Source organism: Streptomyces sp. NRRL F-525, assembly GCF_000716605.1.
Classification (GTDB): Bacteria; Actinomycetota; Actinomycetes; order Streptomycetales; family Streptomycetaceae; genus Streptomyces.
Genome location: NZ_JNXE01000001.1, coordinates 680,241 through 704,415 on the forward strand (window position 1 = coordinate 680,241; position 24,175 = coordinate 704,415).

At 70.4% G+C, this 24,175-nt stretch carries 3 protein-coding genes; all 3 read left to right on the plus strand.

The window, feature by feature from the left end; all coding sequences use genetic code 11:
* The first annotated feature begins 64 nt into the window (after positions 1-64).
* On the plus strand, positions 65-15,388 hold the full coding sequence (locus OO69_RS52860) for a non-ribosomal peptide synthetase (protein WP_051800735.1): 15,324 nt from the start codon (positions 65-67) through the stop codon (positions 15,386-15,388).
* Entirely contained in the window at positions 15,312-22,244 is a 6,933-nt protein-coding gene (locus OO69_RS52865) for a condensation domain-containing protein (protein ID WP_158713347.1), read from the plus strand. The genes OO69_RS52860 and OO69_RS52865 overlap by 77 nt, the downstream gene beginning before the upstream one ends.
* Positions 22,241-24,175: condensation domain-containing protein (locus OO69_RS03095; RefSeq protein ID WP_158713348.1), on the plus strand; the 1,935-nt coding region annotated here is incomplete at its 3' end. The genes OO69_RS52865 and OO69_RS03095, both read left to right, overlap by 4 nt.

Consider the following 24,175-nt stretch of genomic DNA (forward strand, 5'->3'; position numbering starts at 1 on the left):
TCCTGCGAAATGGCGCATTGGGCAGCTGCATGCCCATGGAGAGGGATAGGGGTTAGTCCTAGATATGAGCGAACGAACCGGTGGCAGCTTTTCCCTGTCCGACAGCCAGGAGGGAATCTGGCACGCACAGCGCCTCGGAGGCCCTCACGCGCTCTACACCGTCGGGCAGGCCGTCGAGATCACGGGCGCCCTCGACGTGCCCGCCTTCGAGGCCGCGCTGCGCCGGACGGCCGAGGAGACCGAGATCCTGGGCATGCGATTCACCGAGGACACGGACGGCGGGGCACGGGAGCGCGCCGTGCCGCACGCCGCCCGGCGATGGTCGCTGCGCATCGAGGAGCCGGCCGGGGATGCCGCCGGCGACCCGCGTGCATGGATGGAAACCCGGATGCGCGAGGAACTCGCCGGGGTCGAAGATCCGCGCGGGGAGCAACTCTTCTCGTTCGTGCTCTTCCGTCTGTATTCCCATCGGTACTGCTGGTTCCAGGGCTATAACCACCTGCTGCTCGACGGATACGCCTGCACACTGATGGCTCGCCGGGTCGCCGAGGTGTATTCGGCCCTCGTCGGAGGCGGACCACACCCGCAGGTCGAATTCGTCTCGTTGAGTAAGGCACTTGCCGAGGAAGCGAGTTACCGGAACTCGACCGAATTCACCGACGGCCGACGGTATCTGCACGACCGATTCTCGGACCGGCCGGAATTGGCCGAGGTCCCGCGCCTTTCCGGAGTCTCCGGCTTTCTCCAGGACACCGATGCCGGAGCGGTGCTGCGCGAGACCGGCAGCCTCGCACCCGCGGCGACCGACGCGCTGCGCGCCGCGGCGGACAGCGTCGGCCTGCGCACGTCGCGGCTGCTCGCCGCCGCCACCGGCGCCTTCGTGAGCGGCATGGCCGGCTCGGCCGAGGCGCTCCTCAGCCTGCCCGTGACCGGGCGCGTGAGCGAGACGGACCTGCGGGCCCGCGTCACCCGGGCGAACATGCTGCCCCTACGGTTCCCGGTCCCGGCCGGCGCGAGCCTCCTCGACCTCGCCCGGACCGCCGACGGTGCCGTCGCTGAACTGCTCCGCCACCAGCGGTACCGCGGCGAACGGCTGCGCCGGGAACTCGGCTGGCCGGAGGGCGACCGCTGGCACTTCGGGCCGTACCTCAACATCCTTCCGCGGACCGGGGAGTTGGCTTTCGGCGACTGCCGTGGCGTGGCACGGGACGTTTCGACCCGACTGGTCGAGGACTTCGGGGTGCTGATCGACCGGACGGGCTCGAAGATCGAGATCACCGTCGAGGCGAACGCGGCGCTCTACGACCGGGCATGGGTGCGGGCGGTCCAGCGGTCGCTGGTCGGATTCGTCGCACGGGCGGTGGAGGACCCGACGGCTCCGCTGCGGCGGATCGGAGTGATGGGGGACGACGAACGTGCCCTGGTGATCAGTGGGTGGGGCGGTGCGGCGCGGGGTGTGGACGCGTCGACGGTGGTGGAGCGGTTCCGTGGGTGGGCGGCGCGGACGCCGGAGGCAGCGGCGTTGTGGTTCCGGCAACAGGCCTTGTCCTACGGCGAGTTGGATGCGCGGTCGGATGCGTTGGCCCGTGGGCTGATTGCCCGTGGTGTGGGTCGTGAGTCGCGGGTGGGGCTGTGCTTGCCGCGTGGGGCCGAGATGGTCGTGGCCATGTTGGCGGTGTGGAAGGCCGGTGGCGCGTACGTCCCGTTGGATCCGGAGTATCCGGCGGAGCGGCTGGGGTTCATGGTGGCCGACAGCGGTGTGGAGTTGGTGCTGGTCGCGGAGGAGACCGTAGACCGGTTGTCGGCGGACGTGGAGACGGTTCTGCTGGGCGAGTTGGGGACTGGCTCAGGTGTCTTGCCGGAGGTTGTCGGTGGCCAACTGGCCTACGTCATCTATACGTCGGGGTCGACTGGTCGTCCGAAGGGTGTGGCGGTGGCGCATGCCTCCGTGGTGAATCTGGCGTCGGCGATGGGTCCTGTTCTCGGCGTGAAGTCTGGTGTGACTGCGTTGCAGTTCGCGTCGTTCAGCTTCGATGCGGCGGTGCTGGACGTGGCGGTGACGCTGGCCGCTGGGGGCACGTTGGCGATCGCTTCGTCCGAGGAGCGGCAGGACCCGGCTGCTCTCGCCGCGATGGTCGAGGCGGCCGGTGTGGTTACGGCGAGTGTGGTGCCGTCGTTGCTGGGGGCCTTGGAGCCGAAGTCGGTTGCCGGGGTGGGGAATTGGGTGCTTGGGGCGGAGCGTCTGGAGGCTGGTCTCGCGGCCCGGTGGCGTGCGGGTGCCCGGGTGTGGAACACGTACGGGCCCACCGAGGCCACCGTCATCACCACCGCCGTTCTGCTGGACGAGGGCATCACGGGTGAGGATGCTCCGCCTGCGATCGGCCGCCCGCTGCCCAACATCCGTACCTACGTGCTGGATGCGTTCCTGCGGCCTGTTCCGGTGGGTGTGGCGGGGGAGCTGTACATCGCGGGAGACGGTCTGGCTCGTGGATATATCGGTCGTGCGGGTCTGACGGCGGAGCGGTTCGTGGCGTGCCCGTTCGGTGATGGCGGGCGGATGTATCGCAGCGGGGATCTGGCACGCTGGACTTCGGACGGGCAGCTGGAGTTCGTGGGGCGTGCGGACGCGCAGGTGAAGATCCGTGGATTCCGGGTGGAGTTGGGCGAGGTCGAGGCTGTTCTTGCCGCGCACCCGCAGGTCGGACGGGCCGTGGTGGTGGTCCGGGACGGTCGGCTGGTCGGATACGTCGTCGGGAACGCGGACGGCGAGGACGTACGGGAGTTCGCGGCCACCCGGCTGCCGGAGTACATGGTGCCGTCAGCCGTCGTAGTCCTGGATGCCTTCCCGCTCACCGTCAACGGCAAGGTCGATCGGGTCGCGCTGCCGGTGCCGGAGGCTGCGTCCGGTGCCGGTCGGGCTGCGGCGTCGCCCGCCGAGGAGGCGTTCTGCGCCCTGTTCGCCGAGGTGTTGGGGCTGGAGGAGGTCGGGGTCGGGGACAGCTTCTTCGCGCTGGGCGGCGACTCGATCACGGCGATGCTGCTGGTGTCGCGTTCTCGCCGCGAGGGCCTGGTCGTCGGCGCCCGCCAGGTGCACGAGTTGCGGACACCGGCGCAACTGGCCGCGGTGGCAACGCCGGTTGACGGCGTGGCGGACGGCGCGCGCTCGGCGGACTCCGCTGTTGGTGAGGTGCCGCTGACGCAGGTGATGCGTGAGGTGCTGGAGCGGGTTGGTGCCGAGGGCGTTCGCGCGGTCGTGCAGTCGATGGTGGTGGAGGCGCCGGCGGGGCTGGACGAGGTGGCGCTGCGGGACGCGGTGGCGGTCCTGATGGATCGTCATGATGCGTTGCGAGCGCGGTTGGTGGCCGAGTCCGATGTGTTGGTGGTGCCCGGGGTGGGTGCGGTGGATGTGTCCGGGCTGGTGGCTCGGGTGAATGTGGTCGGGGTTGATCCGGCTGCGGTGGTGGAGGAGCAAGTCGAGGCGGCGGTGGGGCGGTTGGATCCTGCGGCCGGGGTGATGGTTCAGGTGGTGTGGCTGGACGCGGGGCCGGATGTGCCGGGCCGGCTGGTCGTGGTGGCCAACCACCTGGTCGTCGACGCGGTGTCCTGGCAGGTGCTCCTGCCGGATCTGTGGTCCGCGTATGAGGCCAGCGTCGAGGGACGTGCCGTGGAGTTGGATCCGGTTCCGGTGTCGTTCCGGGCGTGGGCGCGGGAGTTGGCGGTGGAGGCCGGTCGTCCGGAGCGGGTGGCCGAACTAGCGGCGTGGCAGGCGGTGTTGGACGGTCCGCAGGCGTTGCTCACGGATGTGCCGCTGGATCCGCTGGTGGATGTGGGTGAGACGGTTCGGGAGGTGGCGGTTTCCGTTCCGGCAGACGTGACGTCCGCGCTGTTGGCGGCGGTGCCGTCGGCGTTCCATGCCGGTGTGGACGAGGTGCTGTTGGCCGGTCTGGCGGGGGCGGTTGGTGAGTGGGCCGCCGGTGTGGACGGCGGGTTCGTGGTGGATGTCGAGGGGCACGGCCGGGTGTCGCTGTCCGAGGGGACGGATCTGTCCCGGACGGTGGGGTGGTTCACCGCCTCGCATCCGGTGCGGCTGGCTGCCGACGCGGGTGCCGATGGTGGTGTGTCGGTGCTCGGGGTGAAGGAGCGGGTGCGGGCGGTGCCCGGGGACGGGCTCGGCTACGGGCTGTTGCGGTACGTCAATCCGGAGACGGCTGGGGAGTTGGCGGGGTTCCCGTCGGCTCAGGTCGGCTTCAACTACCTCGGGCGTGTGGGGACCGGCTTCGGGGCCGGGAGCGCGCCCGATGCCCCCGTGATGCACGCCCTGGAACTGCTCTGCTCGGTACGGGAGTTGGCGGACGGTCCGGTGCTGGAGCTGCGGTTGGCTTACCCGGAGCGGTTGTTGGGGGCTGAGCGGGCGCGAGGGCTGGTGGAGGCGTGGGCGGGCACGCTTGCCGGCCTGGTCGCGGATGTCCGGGCGGGGGCGGGCGGCTACTCGCCGTCGGATTTCCCGCTGGTGGCGTTGGACCAGGCTGGGGTGGAGGAGGTCGAGGCGGCGGTTCCGGGGCTGGTGGACGTTCTTCCGGTCGCTCCGCTTCAGGAGGGTCTGCTGTTCCACTCCCTCTTCGACGAAGACGGTGTGGATGTCTATGTCGAGCAGTTGGTGTTGACGCTCAACGGTGAGGTGGACGCGGGTCGGTTGCGGGCGTCGTGGCAGGCGTTGGTTGATCGGCATGCGGCGTTGCGGGCCGGGTTCGTTCAGGTCCGGGGTGCTGACGGTCCTGTTCAGGTGGTGGTTGACCGAGCCGAACTGCCGTGGCGCGAGGTCGACTTGAGGGGTCTGGGTGAGGATGCCGCGGATCGGGTGGGTGCTGAGGAGCGGTCGGCGCGGTTCGATCTAGCGGCGCCTCCGTTGCTGCGGGTGGCGTTGGTGCGCGTTGGTCACCGTCGCTATCAGATGGTGGTGACGCTTCATCACCTGCTGCTGGATGGTTGGTCGCTCCCGTTGGTGATGCGGGAGTTGTGGGCGATCTACGCGGCCGGTGGCCGGGCGGGTGGCCTTGGTGTGCCGGTGTCGTCGCGGCCGTACTGGGCGTGGTTGGCCGGTCGGGATACGTCGGCGGCGTTGGAGGCCTGGCAGGACGAGTTGGCGCCGGTTGAGGAACCGACGCTCGTCGCGCCCACCGAGCCGAGTGCGACGGCGTCCGTCGTCCTGGACCGGGTGACGGATCGCGCGAGTGTCGAACTGGTGCGTGACCTGGACCGAGTCGCCCGTGGTGCCGGCGTGACGCTCAACACCGTGGTGCAGCTGGCCTGGGGGATGGTGCTGGGGCAGTTGACGGGTCGTCGTGAGGTGGTCTTCGGGGCGACGGTGGCCGGTCGTCCGGCGGAGCTTCCGGGGATGGAGGCGATGCTCGGCCTGTTCATCAACACCCTGCCGGTACGCGTTGACCTGGACGCGGCTCATTCGGTGCGCGAGGCCCTTCAGGCGCTTCAGGCACGGCAGTCGGCGTTGCTCGACCACCAGCATGTCGGCCTGAGCGAGGTGCAGCGGGCCGCCGGTCCCGGCGCGACCTTCGACACTCTGCTGGCCTTTGAGAACTACCCGGGTGACCTGGACGCCCAGCCCCTCGGCGACGGTCTCACCGTCACGTCCACCGAGCTCCGCGAGTCGACCAACTTCGCGCTGGCGCTGGGGGTTACCCCGGACGACGGCCTCGCGATCCGCCTCGACTACCGCGCCGACGTGTTCAGGCGCCGGAGCGCGCTGCGGATGGCTCGGCGCCTGGTTCGGGTGCTGGAGCAGATGGCGGCCGATCCGCGACTGCGGCTCAGCGAGATCGAGTTGCTGGACGAGTCCGAGCGGGCCGCGGTGGTGGAGGGGTGGAACGCCACCGCGCGGGATGTGGACGCGTCGACGGTGGTGGAGCGGTTCCGTGGGTGGACGGTGCGGACGCCGGACGCGCCGGCGCTGTGGTTCCGGCAACAGGCTTTGTCCTACGGCGAGTTGGATGCGCGGTCGGATGCGCTGGCTCGTGGCTTGGTCGCCCGTGGTGTGGGGCGAGAGTCGCGGGTGGGGCTGTGCTTGCCGCGTGGAGCCGAGATGGTCGTGGCGCTGCTGGCGGTGTGGAAGGCCGGTGGGGCGTACGTCCCGTTGGATCCGGAGTATCCGGCGGAGCGGCTGGCGTTCATGGTGGCCGACAGCGGTGCCGAGTTGGTGCTGGTGGCGGAGGAGACCGTAGACCGGGTGTCGGCGGACGTAGAGACGTTGCTGCTGGGCGAGTTGGGGGCCGACTCGGGCGACCTGCCGGAGGTTGTCGGTGGCCAACTGGCCTACGTCATCTATACGTCGGGGTCGACGGGGCGTCCGAAGGGTGTGGCGGTCGCGCATGCCTCCGTGGCGAATCTGGCGTCGGCCATGCGTCCCGTTCTCGGTGCGGACCTCGGCGTGACGGCGTTGCAGTTCGCGTCGTTCAGCTTCGACGCGGCGGTGCTGGATGTGGCGGTCACGTTGGCAGCCGGGGGCGCGTTGGCGATTGCCTCGGCAAGTGAGCGGCAGGACACGTCCGGGTTGGCGGCCATGGTCGAGGCGGCCGGGGTCGAGGTGGCGAGTGTGGTGCCGTCGTTGCTGGGGGTGCTGGAGCCGGATTCGGTTGCGGGGGTGGGGAATTGGGTGCTGGGCGCGGAACGGCTTGAGGCCGGTCTGGCGGCGAAGTGGCGTGCGGGTGCCCGGGTTTGGAACACCTATGGCCCGACGGAGGCGACCGTCATCACCACCGCCGTCCTGTTGGAGGAGGGCATCACCGGTGAGGACGCGCCGCCGGCGATCGGCCGTCCGCTGCCCAATGTGCGTACGTACGTCCTGGACGCGTTCCTCCGGCCCGTGCCCGAGGGCGTCACGGGTGACCTCTACGTTGCCGGATCCGGCCTGGCTCGCGGTTATATCAACCGGTCTGACCTGACGGCGGAGCGGTTTGTGGCCTGCCCGTTCGGTGATGGCGAGCGGGTGTATCGGACGGGGGACCTGGCTCGCTGGACCGCCGACGGGCAGCTGGAGTTCGTTGGGCGTGCGGATGCACAGGTGAAGATCCGCGGGTTCCGGGTCGAACTCGGCGAGGTCGAGACTGTGTTGGCCGCCCATCCGCAGGTTGGGCGGGCCGTGGTGGTGGCTCTTGATGGTCGGCTGGTCGGGTATGTCCTCGGTGACGTGGAGGCCGAGGCGCTGCGGGAGTTCGCCGCCACGCGGCTGCCGGAGTACATGGTTCCGTCGGCCGTCGTCGTCCTCGATGCGTTCCCGCTGACCGTCAACGGGAAGATCGACCGGGCCGCCCTGCCTGCCCTCGACCTTGCGTCCGCCGATACGCGCGCTCCGTCGACCGAGGCCGAGGAGGCGTTCTGCGCCTTGTTCGGCGAGGTGTTGGGGCTGGAGGGGGTCGGGGTCGGGGACAGCTTCTTCGCGCTGGGTGGCGACTCGATCATGTCGATGCAGCTCGCGTCCCGGGCCCGTGCGGCGGGTTGGACTGTGTCGCCCCGGCAGATCTTCGAGGAGAAGACGCCCGAGCGGCTGGCGCAGGTGGCCGTTGCCTCCTCCGGCACGGGCAGCGTACGGCGCTCGGACACCGGTGTCGGTGAGGTGCCGTTGACCCCGGTGATGCGGGAACTGCTGGATCGGGTCGGCCCTGAGCGGGCCGGCCGGATCGTCCAGCCGGGTGTGCTGACGGTGCCCCCGGGGCTGGATCGCGAGGTGCTTGTTGCGGCCGTGCGCGCGGTGATGAACCGTCATGAGGTGTTGCGGGCGCGGCTGGTGGCGGAGTCCGGGGTGTTGGTGGTGCCGGAAAACCCCGCGGTGCCGGTTGACGAGCTGGTGGCTCGGGTGGATGTGGTCGGGGTTGATCCGGCTTCGGTGGTGGAGGAGCAAGTCGAGGCGGCGGTAGGGCGGTTGGATCCTGCGGCCGGGGTGATGGTTCAGGTGGTGTGGCTGGACGCGGGGCCGGATGTGCCGGGCCGACTGGTCGTGGTGGCCAACCACCTGGTCGTAGACACCGTCTCGTGGCAGATTCTGCTGCCCGATCTTGAGCGGGCCCTCACGATGCTCGTTGAGGGACGCGCCGTGGAGTTGGATGCGGTTCCGGTGTCGTTCGGGGCGTGGGCGCGGGAGTTGGCGGTGGAGGCGGGTCGGCCTGAGCGGGTGGCCGAGTTGGCGGCGTGGCGGGCGGTGGTGGACGGTCCGCAGGTGTCGCTCACCGACGCACCGTTGAATCCGCTGGTGGATGTGGGCGCGTCGGTTCGGGAGGTGGCGGTTTCCGTTTCGGCGGAGGTGACGTCTGCGCTGTTGACGGTGGTGCCGTCGGCGTTCCACGTCGGGGTGGACGAGGTGTTGCTGGCTGGTCTTGCGGGGGCGGTTGGTGAGTGGGCCGGTGTGGGCGGCGGGTTCCTGGTGGATGTTGAGGGGCATGGCCGCGAGCCGTTGTCGGGCGTCCCTGATCTGTCGCGGACGGTGGGGTGGTTCACGTCTTCGCGTCCGGTGAGGTTGAGCGCGGGCGTGGGCGCCGATGGCGGTGGTGGTGTGTCGGTGCTCGGGGTGAAGGAGCAGGTGCGGGCGGTGCCCGGGGACGGCCTCGGCTACGGGCTGTTGCGGTACGTCAATCCGGACACGGCTGAGGAGTTGGCGGGGCTGCCGTCGGCGCAGGTCGGCTTCAACTACCTCGGGCGCGTGGGCTCTGCTGAGGGTTTCGGTGCCGGGGGCACGTCCGATGCCCCGGTGATGCATGCGGTGGAACTGCTCTGCTCGGTAAGGGAGTTGGCGGACGGCCCGGTGCTGGAGCTGCGGTTGGCGTACGCGGAACGGCTCTTGAGCGCTGACCGGGCGCGGGAGTTGGTCGAGGCGTGGGTTGATGCGCTGACGGGTCTGGTCGCGGATGTTCGGGCGGGGGCGGGTGGTCACTCGCCGTCGGACTTCCCCTTGGTGGCGCTGGAACAGGCCGGGGTGGAGGAGATCGAGGCGGCGGTTCCGGGGCTGGTGGACGCTCTTCCCGTCGCTCCGCTTCAGGAGGGCCTGCTGTTCCACTCCCTGTTTGACCAAGACGGTGTGGATGTCTATGTCGAGCAGTTTGTTCTGGCGCTCGACGGTGAGGTGGACGGGGGCCGGTTGCGGGCGTCGTGGCAGGCGTTGGTTGATCGGCATGCGGCGTTGCGAGCCGGGTTCGTGCAGATCGGGGGCGCGGCGGGACCCGTACAGGTGGTGGTTGACCGAGTCGAACTGCCGTGGCGCGAGGTCGACTTGACGGACTTGGGCGAGGACGCCGCGGATCAGGTGGGTGTTGAGGAGCGGTCGGCGCGGTTCGATCTCGCGGCGCCTCCGTTGCTGCGGGTGGCGTTGGTGCGCGTCGGCCATCGCCGTTTCCAGATGGTGGTGACGCTCCATCACCTTCTCCTCGATGGTTGGTCGCTTCCCCTGGTGATGCGGGAGTTGTGGGCGATCTATGCAGCCGGCGGCCGGGCGGGTGGGCTCGGTGCGCCCGTGTCGTCGCGGCCGTACTGGGCATGGTTGGCCGGTCGGGATACGTCGGCGGCGCTGGAGGCCTGGCGGGACGAGTTGGCGCCGGTCGAGGAACCGACGCTCGTCGCGCCCACTGTCGCCGGGACGGACGCCGTGTTGGCCCGGTCGCTGACGGTCGAGGCGCGGGAGGGGCTGGTCGAGGGTCTGGAGCGGGTTGCCCGTGGTGCAGGCGTGACGCTCAACACCGTGGTGCAGCTGGCCTGGGGGCTCGTGCTCGGGCAGTTGACCGGGCGTCGTGAGGTGGTCTTCGGGGCGACGGTGGCCGGTCGTCCGGCGGAGCTTCCGGGGATGGAGGCGATGCTCGGTCTGTTCATCAACACCTTGCCGGTACGCGTCGACCTGGATGGGGCCCGGTCGGTGGGCGAGGCGCTTGAGGCGCTTCAGGCACGGCAGTCGGCGTTGCTCGACCACCAGCATGTCGGCCTGAGCGAGGTGCAGCGGGCCGCCGGCCCCGGCGCGACCTTCGACACCCTGCTGGCCTTCGAGAACTACCCGGGCGATCCGGCGGCGCAGCCGGCAGCGGCGGGCCTGACGATCTCAGGCGTCGCGTCGCGCGAGTCGACGAGCTTCGCGCTGGCGCTGGGCGTCAGGCCCGAGGAAGGGCTGACGCTACGGCTGGACTATCGCCCGGACGCCTTCGCCGGCGGCGCGGCCCGGACCCTGATCGATCGCATGGTGCGCGCGTTGGAACGGATCGCGGCGGACCCGGCGGCCCGGCTCGCCGAGCTTGAGCTGCTGGACGAGTCCGAGCGGGTCGCGGTGGTGGAGGAGTGGAACGCCACCGCCCGGCCGACGGAGCCCGGCACGGTCCTGGAGCGGTTCCGACGATGGGCCGTGGAAACTCCGCATGCGACGGCGGTGCGGTCCGGCGAACAGTCGCTGTCCTACGCGGAGTTGGACGCGCGCTCCGACGCTCTCGCCCGGGGTTTGGTGGCGCGGGGTGTGGGGCGTGAGTCCCGGGTGGGGCTGTGCCTGCCGCGCGGAACGGAGATGGTGACCGCGGTCCTGGCGGTGTGGAAGGCCGGTGGCGCGTACGTCCCGCTGGACCCGGATTACCCGTCCGAGCGGCTGGAGTTCATGGTCGGGGACAGTGACGCCGAGCTGGTCCTGGTCGCGGAGGAGACAGCGGACCGGCTGTCGGCCGGGGTGGACACCGTCCTGCCCGCGGAACTGGAGACCGAGTTCGGCGAGGGGCCGGACAGCGCCGTGGATCCGGGCCAACTGGCCTACGTCATCTATACGTCGGGGTCGACGGGGCGCCCGAAGGGTGTGGCGGTGGAGCACGCCTCCGTGGCCAACCTTGCCTCGGCGATGGGTCCCGTTCTCTCGTTCAGTTTCGATGCGGCGGTGCTGGATGTGGCGGTGACGTTGGCGGCGGGGGGCACGTTGGCGATCGCCTCGTCCGAGGAGCGGCAGGACGGTGCTGCCCTCGCCGCGATGATCGACTTCAACGGCGTCGACAGCGCGAGTGTGGTGGGTGCGGAGCGGCTGGAGGCTGGTCTCGCGGCCCGGTGGCGTGCGGGCGCCCGGGTGTGGAACACGTACGGGCCCACCGAGGCGACCGTCATCACCACCGCCGTTCTGCTGGACGAGGGCATCACGGGTGAGGATGCTCCGCCCGCGATCGGCCGCCCGCTGCCCAACGTCCGTACGTACGTGTTGGATGCGTTTCTGCGGCCTGTTCCGGTGGGTGTGGCGGGGGAGTTGTACATCGCGGGAGACGGTCTGGCCCGCGGCTACATCGGCCGCTCCGACCTGACAGCGGAGCGGTTCGTGGCCTGTCCTTTCGGTGACGGCACGGGGCGGATGTATCGCACCGGCGACTTGGCACGCTGGACTTCGGGCGGGCAGTTGGAGTTCGTGGGGCGTGCGGACGCGCAGGTGAAGATCCGCGGGTTCCGGGTCGAACTCGGCGAGGTCGAGGCGGTGTTGGCCGCACACGCACAGGTTGAGCGCGCTGTGGTGGTCGCACGTGAAGGTCGGCTGATCGGATACGTCGTCGGGGGTGCGGACGCCGAGGCGCTGCGGGCCTTCGCCGCTACCCGGCTGCCGGAGTACATGGTCCCGTCGGCAGTCGTCGTACTCGACACGTTCCCGCTCACCGTCAACGGCAAGATCGACCGGTCCGCGCTGCCCGAGCCCGACCTCGCGTCTGTTGCCACCCGTGTGCCTGCGACGCCCGCCGAGGAGGCGTTCTGCGCTCTGTTCGCCCAGGTGTTGGGCCTGGTGGAGGTCGGGGTCGGGGACGGGTTCTTCGAGTTGGGCGGCGATTCGATCATGTCGATGCAGCTCGCGTCGCGTGCTCGTCGTTCGGGTTGGGTGGTGACGCCTCGCCAGATCTTCGAGGAGAAGACCCCGGAGCGGCTGGCGTTGGTGGCGGCCGTGACCGAGGACGCGTCCGCGGTCGCCGGGGACACGGGTGTCGGTGAGGTGCCGTTGACCCCGGTGATGCGCGAACTGCTGGACCGGGTCGGCCCCGAGGCCGTAGGGCAGATCGTCCAGCCAGGGGTCATGGCGGCGCCGGCGGGACTGGACCTTGAGGTGCTTGTCGCCGCCGTGCGCGCGGTGATCGACCGTCATGAGGTGTTGCGGGCTCAATTGGCGCTGGAGTCCGGGGTGTTGGTGGTGCCCGAGGCGAGCGCGATGGATGTGGCCGGGCTGGTGGCTCGGGTGGATGTGGCCGGGGGTGATCCGGCTGCCGTAGTAGGGGAGCAAGTCGGGGCGGCGGTGGGGCGGTTGGATCCTGCGGCCGGGGTGATGGTTCAGGTGGTGTGGCTGGATGCGGGGCCGGATGTGCCGGGCCGACTGGTCGTGGTGGCCAACCACCTTGTCGTAGACACCGTCTCGTGGCAGATCCTGCTGCCTGACCTGGAGCAGGCGAGCAAGGCGTTGGCTGAGGGACGGCCCGTGGAGCTGGAGTCCGTCCCGGTGTCGTTCCGGGCGTGGGCGCGGGAGTTGGCGGTGGAGGCCGGCCGTCCGGAGCGGGTGGCCGAGTTGGCGGCGTGGCGGGCGGTGGTGGACGGTCCGCAGATGTCGCTCACGGACGCGCCGTTGAATCCGCTGGTGGATGTGGGCGCGACGGTTCGCGAGGCGGCGGTGACCGTCCCAGTGGAGGTGACGTCTGCGCTGTTGGCGGCGGTGCCGTCGGCGTTCCATGCCGGGGTGGACGAGGTGCTGTTGGCCGGTCTGGCTGGGGCGGTTGGTGAATGGGCCGTGGGCGTGGGCGAGTTCCTGGTGGATGTCGAGGGGCATGGCCGTGAGCCGTTGACGGGCATCCCTGATCTGTCGCGGACGGTGGGGTGGTTCACGTCCTCGCGTCCGGTGCGGTTGAGCGCTGGCGGCGGTGTCGGCGCCGATGGTGGTCTGTCGGTGCTCGGCGTGAAGGAACAGGTGCGGGCGGTGCCGGGGGACGGGCTCGGCTACGGGTTGCTGCGCTGGTTGAACCCGGAGACGGCCGGGGAGTTGGCGGGGCTGCCGTCGGCGCAGATCGGCTTCAACTACCTCGGTCGCGTGGGGACCGGCGAGGGTTTCGGGGCGGGAGGTGCGCCGGAGGCCGCGGTGATGCACGCGATCGAACTGCTCGGATCGGTACGGGAGTTGGCGGACGGCCCCGTGCTGGAGCTGCGGTTGGCGTACCCGGAACGGTTGCTGGAGGCCGACCGGGCACGCGCACTGCTGGAGGCATGGGCGGAGGCGCTGTCAGGACTGGTGGAGCAGGTCCGCGACGGGGCCGGCGGCCACAGCCCCTCTGACTTCCCGTTGGTTTCCCTGTCTCAGGGAGGTGTGGAGGAGCTGGAGTCGGCGGTGCCCGCGCTGGAGGACGTGTGGCCGTTGTCTCCGCTTCAGGAGGGGCTGCTCTTCCACTCGTCGTTCGATGACGAGGGCGGGGCGGATGTGTACGCGGGTCAGCGTGCCCTTGCTCTGGACGGGCTTTTGGATGTCGGTCGGTTGCGGGCGTCGTGGGATGTGGTGGTGGGGCGGCATGCGATTTTGCGTGCGGGGTTCCATCGACTGGCCTCGGGTGAGGCGGTTCAGGCTGTCGCGCGGGAGGTGGAACTGCCGTGGCGCGAGGCCGACTTGAGCGGTCTGGCGGAGGTTGATGCGGAGGTTGCGGCGGCTCGGTTGTCCGGGGAGGAGTTGTCGGTCGGCTTTGATCTCGGGCGGGGTCCGCTGCTGCGGTTGCTGCTGCTTCGACTTGGCGAGCGGCGTCACCGTCTAGTACTGACGACCCATCACATCGTCCTCGACGGCTGGTCGTTGCCGATTCTGCTGAACGAACTGCAGACGGTGTACCGGGCGGGCGGCGGCGCCCAGGCGCTGCCCGCGGTGCGGTCGTACCGGGATTACCTGTCGTGGCTCAGCCGACAGGACCGGGACGCGGCGAGGGCTGCCTGGCGGGAGGAGTTGGCGGGTGCGGAGGAACCGACGCTGGTCGCTCCGGTCGATCAGGCCCGACTGCCGATGCGGCCCGAGGCGGTACGTGTCGAGTGCGGCGCCGAACTGACCCAGGCGCTGAACGACGTGGCCCGCCGAGGCGGCGTGACGATGGCGACGGTGGTGCAGGGCGCTTGGGCTCTGGTGCTGGCTCGGCTTGCGGGGCGGCGGGATGTGGTGTTCGGGACGACGGTTGCTGGGCGGCCGGCGGATCTGCCGGGTGCGGAGTCGCTGATCGGGCTGTTCATCAACACGCTTCCGGTGCGAGTCGAGACGGATGGCAGGGAGTCCGTACTCGAGATGCTGGACCGGCTGCAGCGCCGCCAACTCGGCGTGATGGGTCACCAGCATCTCGGGCTGGCGGAGATCAAGCAGGTCGCCGGACCGGGAGCGGAGTTCGACACGCTCGTCGTCTACGAGAACTATCCGCGGTCCGCCGAGGCGCTGCCGGACGACCCCGACGCCCTTGTCATTTGGCCGGGTGGCCGGACGCGGGACGCCAGTCACTATCCGTTGGGGTTGATCGTCGCGCCGGGTGAGCGGATGGAGTTGCAGCTGGATCATCGGCCGGATCTGTTCGACCGGGCGCGGGCGGATGAGGTGTTGGCGGCGCTGGTGCGGGTGTTGGAGCAGTTCGCGGCGGATCCGGAGATGCCTCTGGGCCGTGTCGGGTTGCTGGACGCCGAACGGCTGGACCGTCTGACGCGGGACTGGCAGGACGTCTCTGCTGAGGTACCGATGGGGACGTTGCCGGAGCTGCTCGCGGAGCAGGTGCGGCGGACGCCGGACGCGTCGGCTCTTGAGTCGGGTGAACGCAGGCTGAGCTATGTGGAGTTGGAGGCTGAGGCGGGTCGGCTGGCGCGGTATCTGATTGCTGCGGGTGTGGGTCCGGAGCGGCGGGTCGCGGTGGTGGCCGAGCGGTCGGTGGGCACGGTGGTGGCGCTGCTGGCCGTCTCGATGGCGGGCGGGGCCTTCGTACCGTTGGACCCCGGTCATCCCGCCGAGCGTCTGGCCTTGGTGCTGGCGGATGCGGATCCGGTCGTGGTGCTGTGCACGAAGTCGGGCCGTGCCGTGTTGCCTGAGGCCGACCTGCGCCGGGCGATCGCCTTGGACGATCCGGAGGCGGCCGCCGCTGTGGCTGGTCATGCGCCGGGTCGGATCGAGGACGCGGAGCGCATCGCGCCGTTGAGGGTGGCGAATGCGGCGTATGTGATCCACACCTCGGGTTCAACTGGTCGGCCCAAGGGGGTCGTTGTCTCGCACGCAGGGTTGGCGAACCTGGCGTGGGCGCAGATCGACCGGTTCGCGGTGCACGGCGACGCATGTGACGGTTCCGCCTGGGGTGTTGGCGGTGGAGGAGGTGCTGCCGTCGTGGTTGGAGACGTTGGTGGTGGCGGGTGAGGCGTGCCCGCCGGGGTTGGTGGACCGGTGGTCGGCCGGCCGACGGATGGTCAATGCGTATGGCCCGACCGAGGTGACCGTGTGCGCGGCGATGAGTCTGCCCCTCACCCCCGGAGCCGGGTCCAGGACGGGCGCGGGCGACACCGACGGCGTGCCGATCGGGCGGCCGACGGCGAACATGCGGGCCTATGTCCTCGACCAGTTCCTCCAGCCGGTACCGGTCGGTGTGGCGGGCGAGTTGTATGTGTCCGGGCCCGGTCTGGCACGCGGTTACTCCGGGCGCCCGGACCTGACGGCCGAGCGGTTCGTGGCCGATCCGTTCGATGCCGGGGCGCGCATGTACCGCACCGGCGACCTCGTGCGCTGGCTTCCTGAGGGTCAACTGACGTTCGTGGGGCGTGCGGACGAGCAGGTGAAGATCCGCGGCTTCCGTATCGAACTGGGCGAGGTGGAAGCCGTCCTCGACGACCATCCGGAAGTCGCGCAGGCCGTCGTGACGGTGCGGGACGGCAGGCTCGTCGCCCATGTCGTGGGCGGAGTGGAAGCAGGTGCATTGCGGGAGTTCGTCGCTGCACGCCTGCCGGAGTACATGGTCCCGGCGGCGGTGGTGGTGCTCGACGCGTTCCCGCTGACGGTGAACGGCAAGGTGGACCGATCTGCCCTGCCCGCCCCGGAGTTCGGTGGTTCGGCGTCGGAGCGGCAGCCGGGCACGGCGGCCGAGGAGGCGCTGTGCGCACTGTTCTCGGAAGTGCTGGGCCTGGAGGCGGGCGCGATCGGCGTCGGTGACAGCTTCTTCGAGTTGGGCGGCGATTCGATCATGTCGATGCAACTCGCGTCGCGTGCTCGCCGGACCGGTTGGGTGGTGACGCCTCGTCAGATCTTCGAGGAGAAGACCCCGGAGCGGCTGGCACTGGTCGCGTCGGTGACCGTGGACGCGTCTACGGACGTTGGCGATACGGGTGTTGGTGAGGTGCCGTGGACGCCGTTGATGAAGTCGATGGGCGCGGACGCGCTGCGGCCCGGCTTCGCCCAGTGGACGGTGATCGGAGCACCGGCCGGCCTCGGCATGGACGTACTGGCGTCAGGCGTGGAAGCCCTACTGCGGACGCACGGGATGTTGCGGGCCCGGGCTGCGGACGACCAGGTGTTGGTGGTTCCGGAGACCGGTGAGATTGACGCTTCTGGGCTGGTGGCCCGGGTGGACGTCGTAGGCCTTGCTGAGGGCGAGTTGGATCAGCTGGCGGTGGATGCGGGTCGGCAGGCGGTCGGGCGGTTGGATCCTGCGGTCGGTGTGATGGTGCAGGTGGTGTGGGTCGATGCCGGGCCGGACCGGGTTGGTCGGATTGCGCTGGCCGCTCATCACCTGGCGGTCGACGGGGTGTCGTGGCGGGTACTCGTGCCCGACCTGCAGGCGGCATGCGAGGCAGCGGGCGCAGGCGGGCGGCCGGACCTCGCACCGGCGCCGACCTCCTTCCGCGCTTGGGCGGAGGGTCTACGGCGGGATGCGCAGAGTCCGGCGCGGGTGGGCGAGTTGGAGGCCTGGGTCGATATGGCCGCCGGGCCAACCGGTACCGGGGATCCGCTGGTGGGTCACCGTGCGCTGGACCCGGTGGCCGACACGGTCGCGACATTGCGCCACCGTTCTTGGTCGGTTCCGGTGGGTGAGGCTGCGGTGCTCGTCGGTGAGGTGCCGGGAGTCTTCCACTGCGGGTTGCACGAGGTGTTGCTGGCGACGCTGGCCGGTGCGATGGCGGGCCGGCGCCCGGGTTCAGGGACCGGCGGGTTCCTGGTGGAGGTCGAGGGGCATGGGCGTGAGCCGTTGTCGGAGGGCATGGATCTGTCGCGGACGGTGGGCTGGTTCACCGCCGCCTATCCGGTACGGCTGGACGCCTCAGGTGTGGATCTGGCGGAGGCTACGGCCGGTGGTGCGGCGGCGGGTGTGCTGGTGAAGCGGGTGAAGGAGCAGGTGCAGGCGGTGCCCGGGGACGGGCTGGGCTACGGCCTGTTGCGTCACCTGAACCTGGAGACGGGGCCGGTGTTGGAGGGTCTGCCGGTGCCGCAGATCGGGTTCAACTACCTGGGCCGGTTCGCGACCGCCGGTGCTGAGCCGGGCGAGGTCGAGCCCTGGCAGACGGCCGGGGACACGGTCGTAGGAGGTGCTGCTGATCCGGGCATGCCGGTGCTGCATGCGCTGGATGCGGGTGCCGTGGTCGCGGACACCGCGAGCGGCCCGGAGTTGACCCTCACCCTGAGCTGGCCCGGCGCGCTGCTGGACGAGACCGACGTAGACGAACTGGGCCTGGCCTGGCTCGAGTTGCTCTCCGGGCTCGCCGCGCATACCGCCGACCCCTCGGCCGGTGGACACACACCCTCCGACTTCGCGCTGGTTTCCCTCTCTCAGGAGGGTGTGGAGGAGCTGGAGTCGGCGGTGTCCGGGCTGGAGGACGTGTGGCCGCTGTCGCCGCTCCAGGAAGGGCTGTTGTTCCACGCGTCTCTCGACGAGGGGGGTGGGGCGGATGTGTATGCGGGGCAGCGTGCGCTTGCTCTGGACGGGCTTTTGGATGTCGGTCGGTTGCGGGCGTCGTGGGATGTGGTGGTGGGGCGGCATGCGATTTTGCGTGCGGGGTTCCATCGGTTGGCGTCGGGTGAGGCGGTTCAGGTCGTTGCGCGGGAGGTGGAACTGCCTTGGCGTGAGGGCGACTTGAGTGGCCTGTCCGAGGCTGAGGCGGCTCGGTTGTCCGAGGACGAGCTGTCGGTCGGCTTTGATCTCGGGCGGGGTCCGTTGCTGCGGCTGTTGCTGCTTCGACTCGGCGAGCGGCGGCACCGGCTGGTGATGACGTCGCATCACAGCGTCGTCGACGGCTGGTCGTTGTCCGTGCTGATCGACGAACTGTCGGCGGCCTACGCCGCGGGCGGAGACGCTGGGGCGCTGCCTGCGGTCAGGTCGTACCGGGACTATCTCGCTTGGCTGGGTCGTCAGGACCGGGAGGCGGCGCGGGCTGCGTGGCGGGAGGAGTTGGCGGGTGCGGAGGAACCGACGCTGGTCGCTCCGGTGGATCCGGCGCGGGCGCCGTTGCGGCCCGAGGCGGTGCGCGCCGAGTGCAGCGCCGAACTGACGCGGGCGTTGGAGGAGTTGACGCGGGAGCGCGGGTTCACCATGGCGACGGTGGTGCAGGGTGCGTGGGCTGTGGTGTTGGCTCGGTTGTCGGGGCGGCGGGATGTGGTGTTCGGGACGACGGTTGCTGGGCGGCCGGCGGATCTGCCGGGTGCGGAGTCGTTGATCGGGTTGTTCATCAACACCCTGCCGGTACGGGCTGAGTTGGCCGGTGGTCTGTCGGTGTCGGGACTGTTGTCCGAACTCCAGGCCCGGCAGGTGAGCTTGATGGGGCATCAGTACCTCGGGCTGGCGGAGATCAAGCAACTCGCCGGACCGGGCGCCGAGTTCGACACGCTCGTCGTCTACGAGAACTATCCGCACTCTGCCGCGGCCACGCCGGACGGTCCCGACGCCCTCACCATTCGGCCGGGTGGCATCCCCCATGACGCCAGTCACTATCCGTTGGGGTTGATCGTCGCGCCGGGTGAGCGGATGGAGTTGCAGCTGGATCATCGGCCGGATCTGTTCGACCGGGCACGGGCGGATGAGGTGTTGGCGGCGCTGGTGCGGGTGTTGGAGCGGTTCGCGGCGGACCCGGAGATGCCTCTCGGTCGCCTCGGGTTGTTGGACGGGGAACGGTTGGACCGTCTGACGCGGGACTGGCAGGACGTGTCCCCCGAGGTGCCTTCCGGGACGCTGCCGGAGCTGCTTGCCGCGCAGGTGCGGCGGACGCCGGATGCGTCGGCTCTTGAGTCGGGTGAACGCGCCCTGAGCTATGTGGAGTTGGAGGCTGAGGCGGGTCGGCTGGCGCGGTATCTGATTGCGTCGGGGGTGGGTCCGGAGCGGCGGGTCGCGGTGGTGGCCGAGCGGTCGGTGGGCACGGTGGTGGCGCTGTTGGCCGTCTCGATGGCGGGCGGGGCGTTCGTACCGCTGGACCCCGCGCACCCCGCGGACCGGCTCGCCCTGGTGCTGGAGGACGCCGACCCGGTCGCGGTGCTGTGCACGCAGGCCACTTGGTCGGCGCTGCCGGAAGGAGCCCTCGGGCAGGTGATCGTCGTGGACGATCCGGAGACCGTGGCGGATGTGGCGAGCCATGCGCCGGGTCGGGTGGTGGACGCGGAGCGCATCGTGCCGTTGAGGGTGGCGAATGCGGCGTATGTGATCCACACCTCTGGTTCGACGGGGCGGCCCAAGGGGGTCGTTGTCTCGCATGCGGGGTTGGCGAAGGCGACGCATGTGACGGTTCCGCCTGGGGTGTTGGCGGTGGAGGAGGTGCTGCCGTCGTGGTTGGAGACGTTGGTGGTGGCGGGTGAGGCGTGCCCGCCTGGGTTGGTGGACCGGTGGTCGGCCGGCCGGCGGATGGTCAATGCGTATGGCCCGACCGAGGTGACGGTCTGCGCGGCGATGAGCCTGCCCCTGAACCCCGGAGACGGATCCGCGGGAAGCGTTCCGATCGGCCGTCCCCTGCGCAACGCGCGGACATTCGTGCTCGACGAATTCCTCCAGCCGGTGCCGGTCGGTGTGGCAGGCGAGTTGTACGTGTCCGGGCCCGGTCTGGCACGCGGTTACTCCGGGCGTCCGGACCTGACGGCCGAGCGGTTCGTCGCAGCCCCCTTCGGTGAAGGCGAGCGGATGTACCGCACCGGCGACCTGATCCGCTGGACTGCCGAGGGCCAACTGGAGTTCGTGGGGCGCGCGGACGAGCAGGTGAAGATCCGCGGCTTCCGTATCGAACTCGGCGAGGTGGAAGGGGCGTTGGAGGCCCACCCCCAGGTCGACCACGCCGTCGTGATGGTCCGCGAGAGTCGCCTGGTGGGCTACGTCGTCGGCCACGAGGTGGATGCCGACGCTCTGCGGGTCTTCGCCTCCTCGCGGCTGCCGGAGTACATGGTGCCGGCGGCGGTGGTGGTGCTCGACGCGTTCCCGTTCACGGTGAACGGCAAGGTGGACCGGGCTGCTCTTCCTGACCCGGAGTTCGGTGGTTCGAGCTCGGCACGGCGGCCTGGCACGGCGGCCGAGGAGGCGCTGTGCGCACTGTTCGCCGAGGTGTTGGGCCTGGAGGCGGGCGCGATCGGGGTCGGCGACAGCTTCTTCGAGTTGGGCGGCGATTCGATCATGTCGATGCAACTCGCGTCGCGTGCTCGCCGGACCGGTTGGGTGGTGACGCCTCGGCAGATTTTCGAGGAGAAGACCCCGGAGCGGCTGGCGTTGGTGGCGGCCGTGACCGTGGACGCGTCTGCGGGCGCCGGGGATACGGGAGTTGGCGAGGTTCCATGGACGCCGTTGATGAGGTCGATGGGTACGGACGTGCTGCGGCCCGGTTTTGCCCAGTGGACGGTGATCGGTGCACCGGCCGGCCTCGGCGTGGACGTGCTCAAGACGGGCGTGAGCGCGCTGGTGGAAGCGCACGGGATGTTGCGGGCCCGGGCCGGGAGCGACCAGGTGTTGGTGGTTCCGGAGGCGGGTGAGATCGACGCGTCCGGGCTGGTGGCCCGGGTGGACGCCGTAGGAGCTGCTGAGGGCGAGTTGGACCGGCTCGCCGTGGATGCTGCCCGGCAGGCGGTGACAAGGCTGGATCCTGCGGCCGGGGTGATGGTGCAGGTGGTGTGGGTCGATGCCGGGCCGGACCGGGTCGGTCGGATTGCGCTGGCCGCTCATCACCTGGCGGTCGACGGGGTGTCGTGGCGGGTACTCGTGCCCGACCTGCGGGCCGCGTGCGAGGCGGCGGCTGCTGGAGGGACGCCGGAGTTGGAGCCGGCGGGGACCTCGTTCCGCGCCTGGGCGGAGGGGCTGCGGCGGGTGGCGCAAGGGCCCGCGCGGATGGGCGAGTTGGAGGCCTGGGTCGACATGGTCGCCGGGACGGCCCCTGACGGGGAGCCGTTGATCGGCCGCCGACCGCTGGACCCGGCCGTCGACACGACGTCCACCCTGCGCCTGCTCTCCTGGTCGCTCCCGGCGGACGAGGCAGCGGTGCTCGTCGGCGAGACACCGCGGGTGTTCCACTGCGGGCTGCATGAACTGCTGTTGGCCACGCTGGCCGGTGCGGTGACACGTCGGCTCCCGGGCTCAGGGAGGGGCGGGTTCCTGGTCGAGGTCGAGGGCCATGGTCGCGAGGCGTTGTCGGAGGGGATGGATCTGTCGCGGACGGTGGGCTGGTTCACCGCCGCCTATCCGGTACGGCTGGACGCCTCGGGTCTCGACCTTGCCGAAGCCGCCGCCGGTGGTGCGGCGGCCGGTGCGCTGGTGAAGCGGGTGAAGGAGCAGGTGCAGGCGGTGCCCGGGGACGGGCTCGGTCACGGTCTGCTGCGTCATCTGAACCCGGAGTCGGGGCCGGTGTTGGAGGCCCTGCCGGTACCGCAGATCGGGTTCAACTACCTGGGCCGGTTCGCGACCGCCGGTGCCGAGCCGGGCCCGGTCGAGCCCTGGCAGACGGCGGGAGACGCGGCCGTAGGAGGCGCTGCGGACCCGGGCATGCGGGTGCTGCACGCGCTCGCCGCCGGTGCCGTGGTCGCGGACACCGCGAGCGGGCCCGAGCTGACGCTCACCCTGAGCTGGCCCGGCGCACTGCTGGACGAGACCGACGTAGACGAACTGGGCCTGGCCTGGCTCGAGTTGCTCTCCGGGCTCGCCGCGCACACCGCCGGTCCTCAGGCCGGCGGACACACCCCCTCCGACTTCTCACTCCTCGATCTCGACCAGGACGAAGTCGACGACCTCGAAGCCATAGCTGCCGAACTCGACGAAGGACGGTTCCTGTGAAGCCCCCGACGCGCCCCTCGACGACCTCCTCGACGCCCGCCAAGGGAGCCGCTCTCGCGGAGGTCTGGCCGCTCTCGCCCCTCCAGCAGGGGATGCTCTTCCACTCCTCGTACGACGACGAAGGGCCGGACGTCTACGGACTCCAGTGCGTCCTCGGCGTGGACGGACCCCTGGACACCGAGCTCTTCCGCGCGTGCTGGGAGGCGCTGATCGAGCGCCATGCCGTCCTGCGCGCCAGTTTCCAGCGACGCAGGTCAGGCGAGGCGGTGCAGCTGATCTCGCGGAGCGTTGTGCTCCCGTGGCGCGACGTCGACCTGTCGGACCTCGACGACGACGAGGCCCTGGCCCGGTTCGAGTGGCTGGCCCGCGAAGAGCGGGAGGAGCGGATGAACCCCGCCTCCCCGCCCCTGCTCCGGCTGGTGCTGGCCCGGCTCGGGGAAGGCCGCCACCGCCTCGTCGTGACGACCCATCACATCCTCCTGGACGGCTGGTCGATGCCGGTGCTCCTCGACGAGCTGGAGGCGGTGTACACGGCGGGCGGAGACATCCGGGTACTGCCCCCGGTCACCTCCTACCGCGACTACCTGTCGTGGCTCGGCCGCCAGGACCGCGAGGCAGCCCGCGCCGCGTGGCGGGAGGAACTGGCCGGGACGGACGAACCGACCCTGGTCGCACCCCAGGCGGCAGGCGGGGCCGAGGTCTCCGTACTGCCGCGGGACCTCGTCCTGGACCTTCCCGAGGAGACCACCACGCGGCTGAGGGAGCTGGCCCGCGGCCGGAACCTCACGCTGAACACGGTCGTGCAGGGCGCCTGGGCGCTGGTCCTGTCCCGGTTGACCGGACGGAACGACGTGGTGTTCGGCGCGACGGTGTCGGGCCGGCCGGCGGATCTGCCGGGCGCCGAGTCCATGGTCGGCCTGATGATCAACACCCTGCCGGTACGGGTACCGCTGGCCGGCGCGCAGCCGGTACTGGACATGCTCGCGGACCTCCAGGCGCGGCAGTCGTCACTGATGCCGCATCAGCATCTGGGCCTGAGCGAGGTGCAGGGGCTGGCCGGACCGGGAGCGACGTTCGACACCCTCGTGGTCTACGAGAACTACCCGACCCCGCCCGACGGGGCACCCGCACCCGGCGCGATCTCCTTCACCCGCATGGATGCCCACGAGGCCACCAACTTCCCGCTGACCGTCGGCGTCGTCCCCGACCACAGCCTCCGCATCGTGATGACCCATCGGCCGGACCTCTTCGACGAGGAGGCGGCGGCCCGCGTCGCCGGATGGCTGATACGGGTGCTGGAACAGATCGCGGCCGAGCCGACGCTACGCGTGGCCGACATCGATCTCCTCGACGGGCCCGAGCGATCCGTAGTCGTGGACGAGTGGAACGCCACGGCACGGGACGGGGCTCCCGCCACGGTGTTGGAACGGTTCCGAGGTTGGGCCGTCGGTACGCCCGACACGGCGGCATTGTGGTTCAGCGACCGACCGCTGTCCTACGGCGAGTTGGACGCACGGTCGGACGCGTGGGCGCGGGGGTTGACCGCGCGGGGCGTGGGTCGTGAGTCGCGGGTGGGTCTGTGTCTGCCGCGTGGGGCCGAGATGGTCGTGGCCATGTTGGCAGTGTGGAAGGCGGGCGGTGCGTACGTCCCGCTGGATCCGGAGTATCCGTCCGACCGGTTGCTGTTCATGGTCGCCGACAGCGGCGCTGAGTTGGTGCTGGTCGTAGAGGAGACCGTAGAGCGGTTGTCCGCTGACGTGGAGACGGTCCTGGTGGGCGAGTTGGGGACCGACTCCGGTGAGCTGCCGGACGTCACCTCGGATCAACTGGCGTACGTCATCTATACGTCGGGGTCGACGGGGCGCCCGAAGGGTGTGGCGGTGGAGCACGCCTCCGTGGCCAACCTTGCCTCGGCGATGGGTCCCGTTCTC

Coding starts and splice junctions, on each gene's coding strand:
- OO69_RS52860 (WP_051800735.1), top strand. CDS start 65: ATGAGCGAACGAACCGGTGGCAGCTTTTCCCTGTCCGACAGCCAGGAG.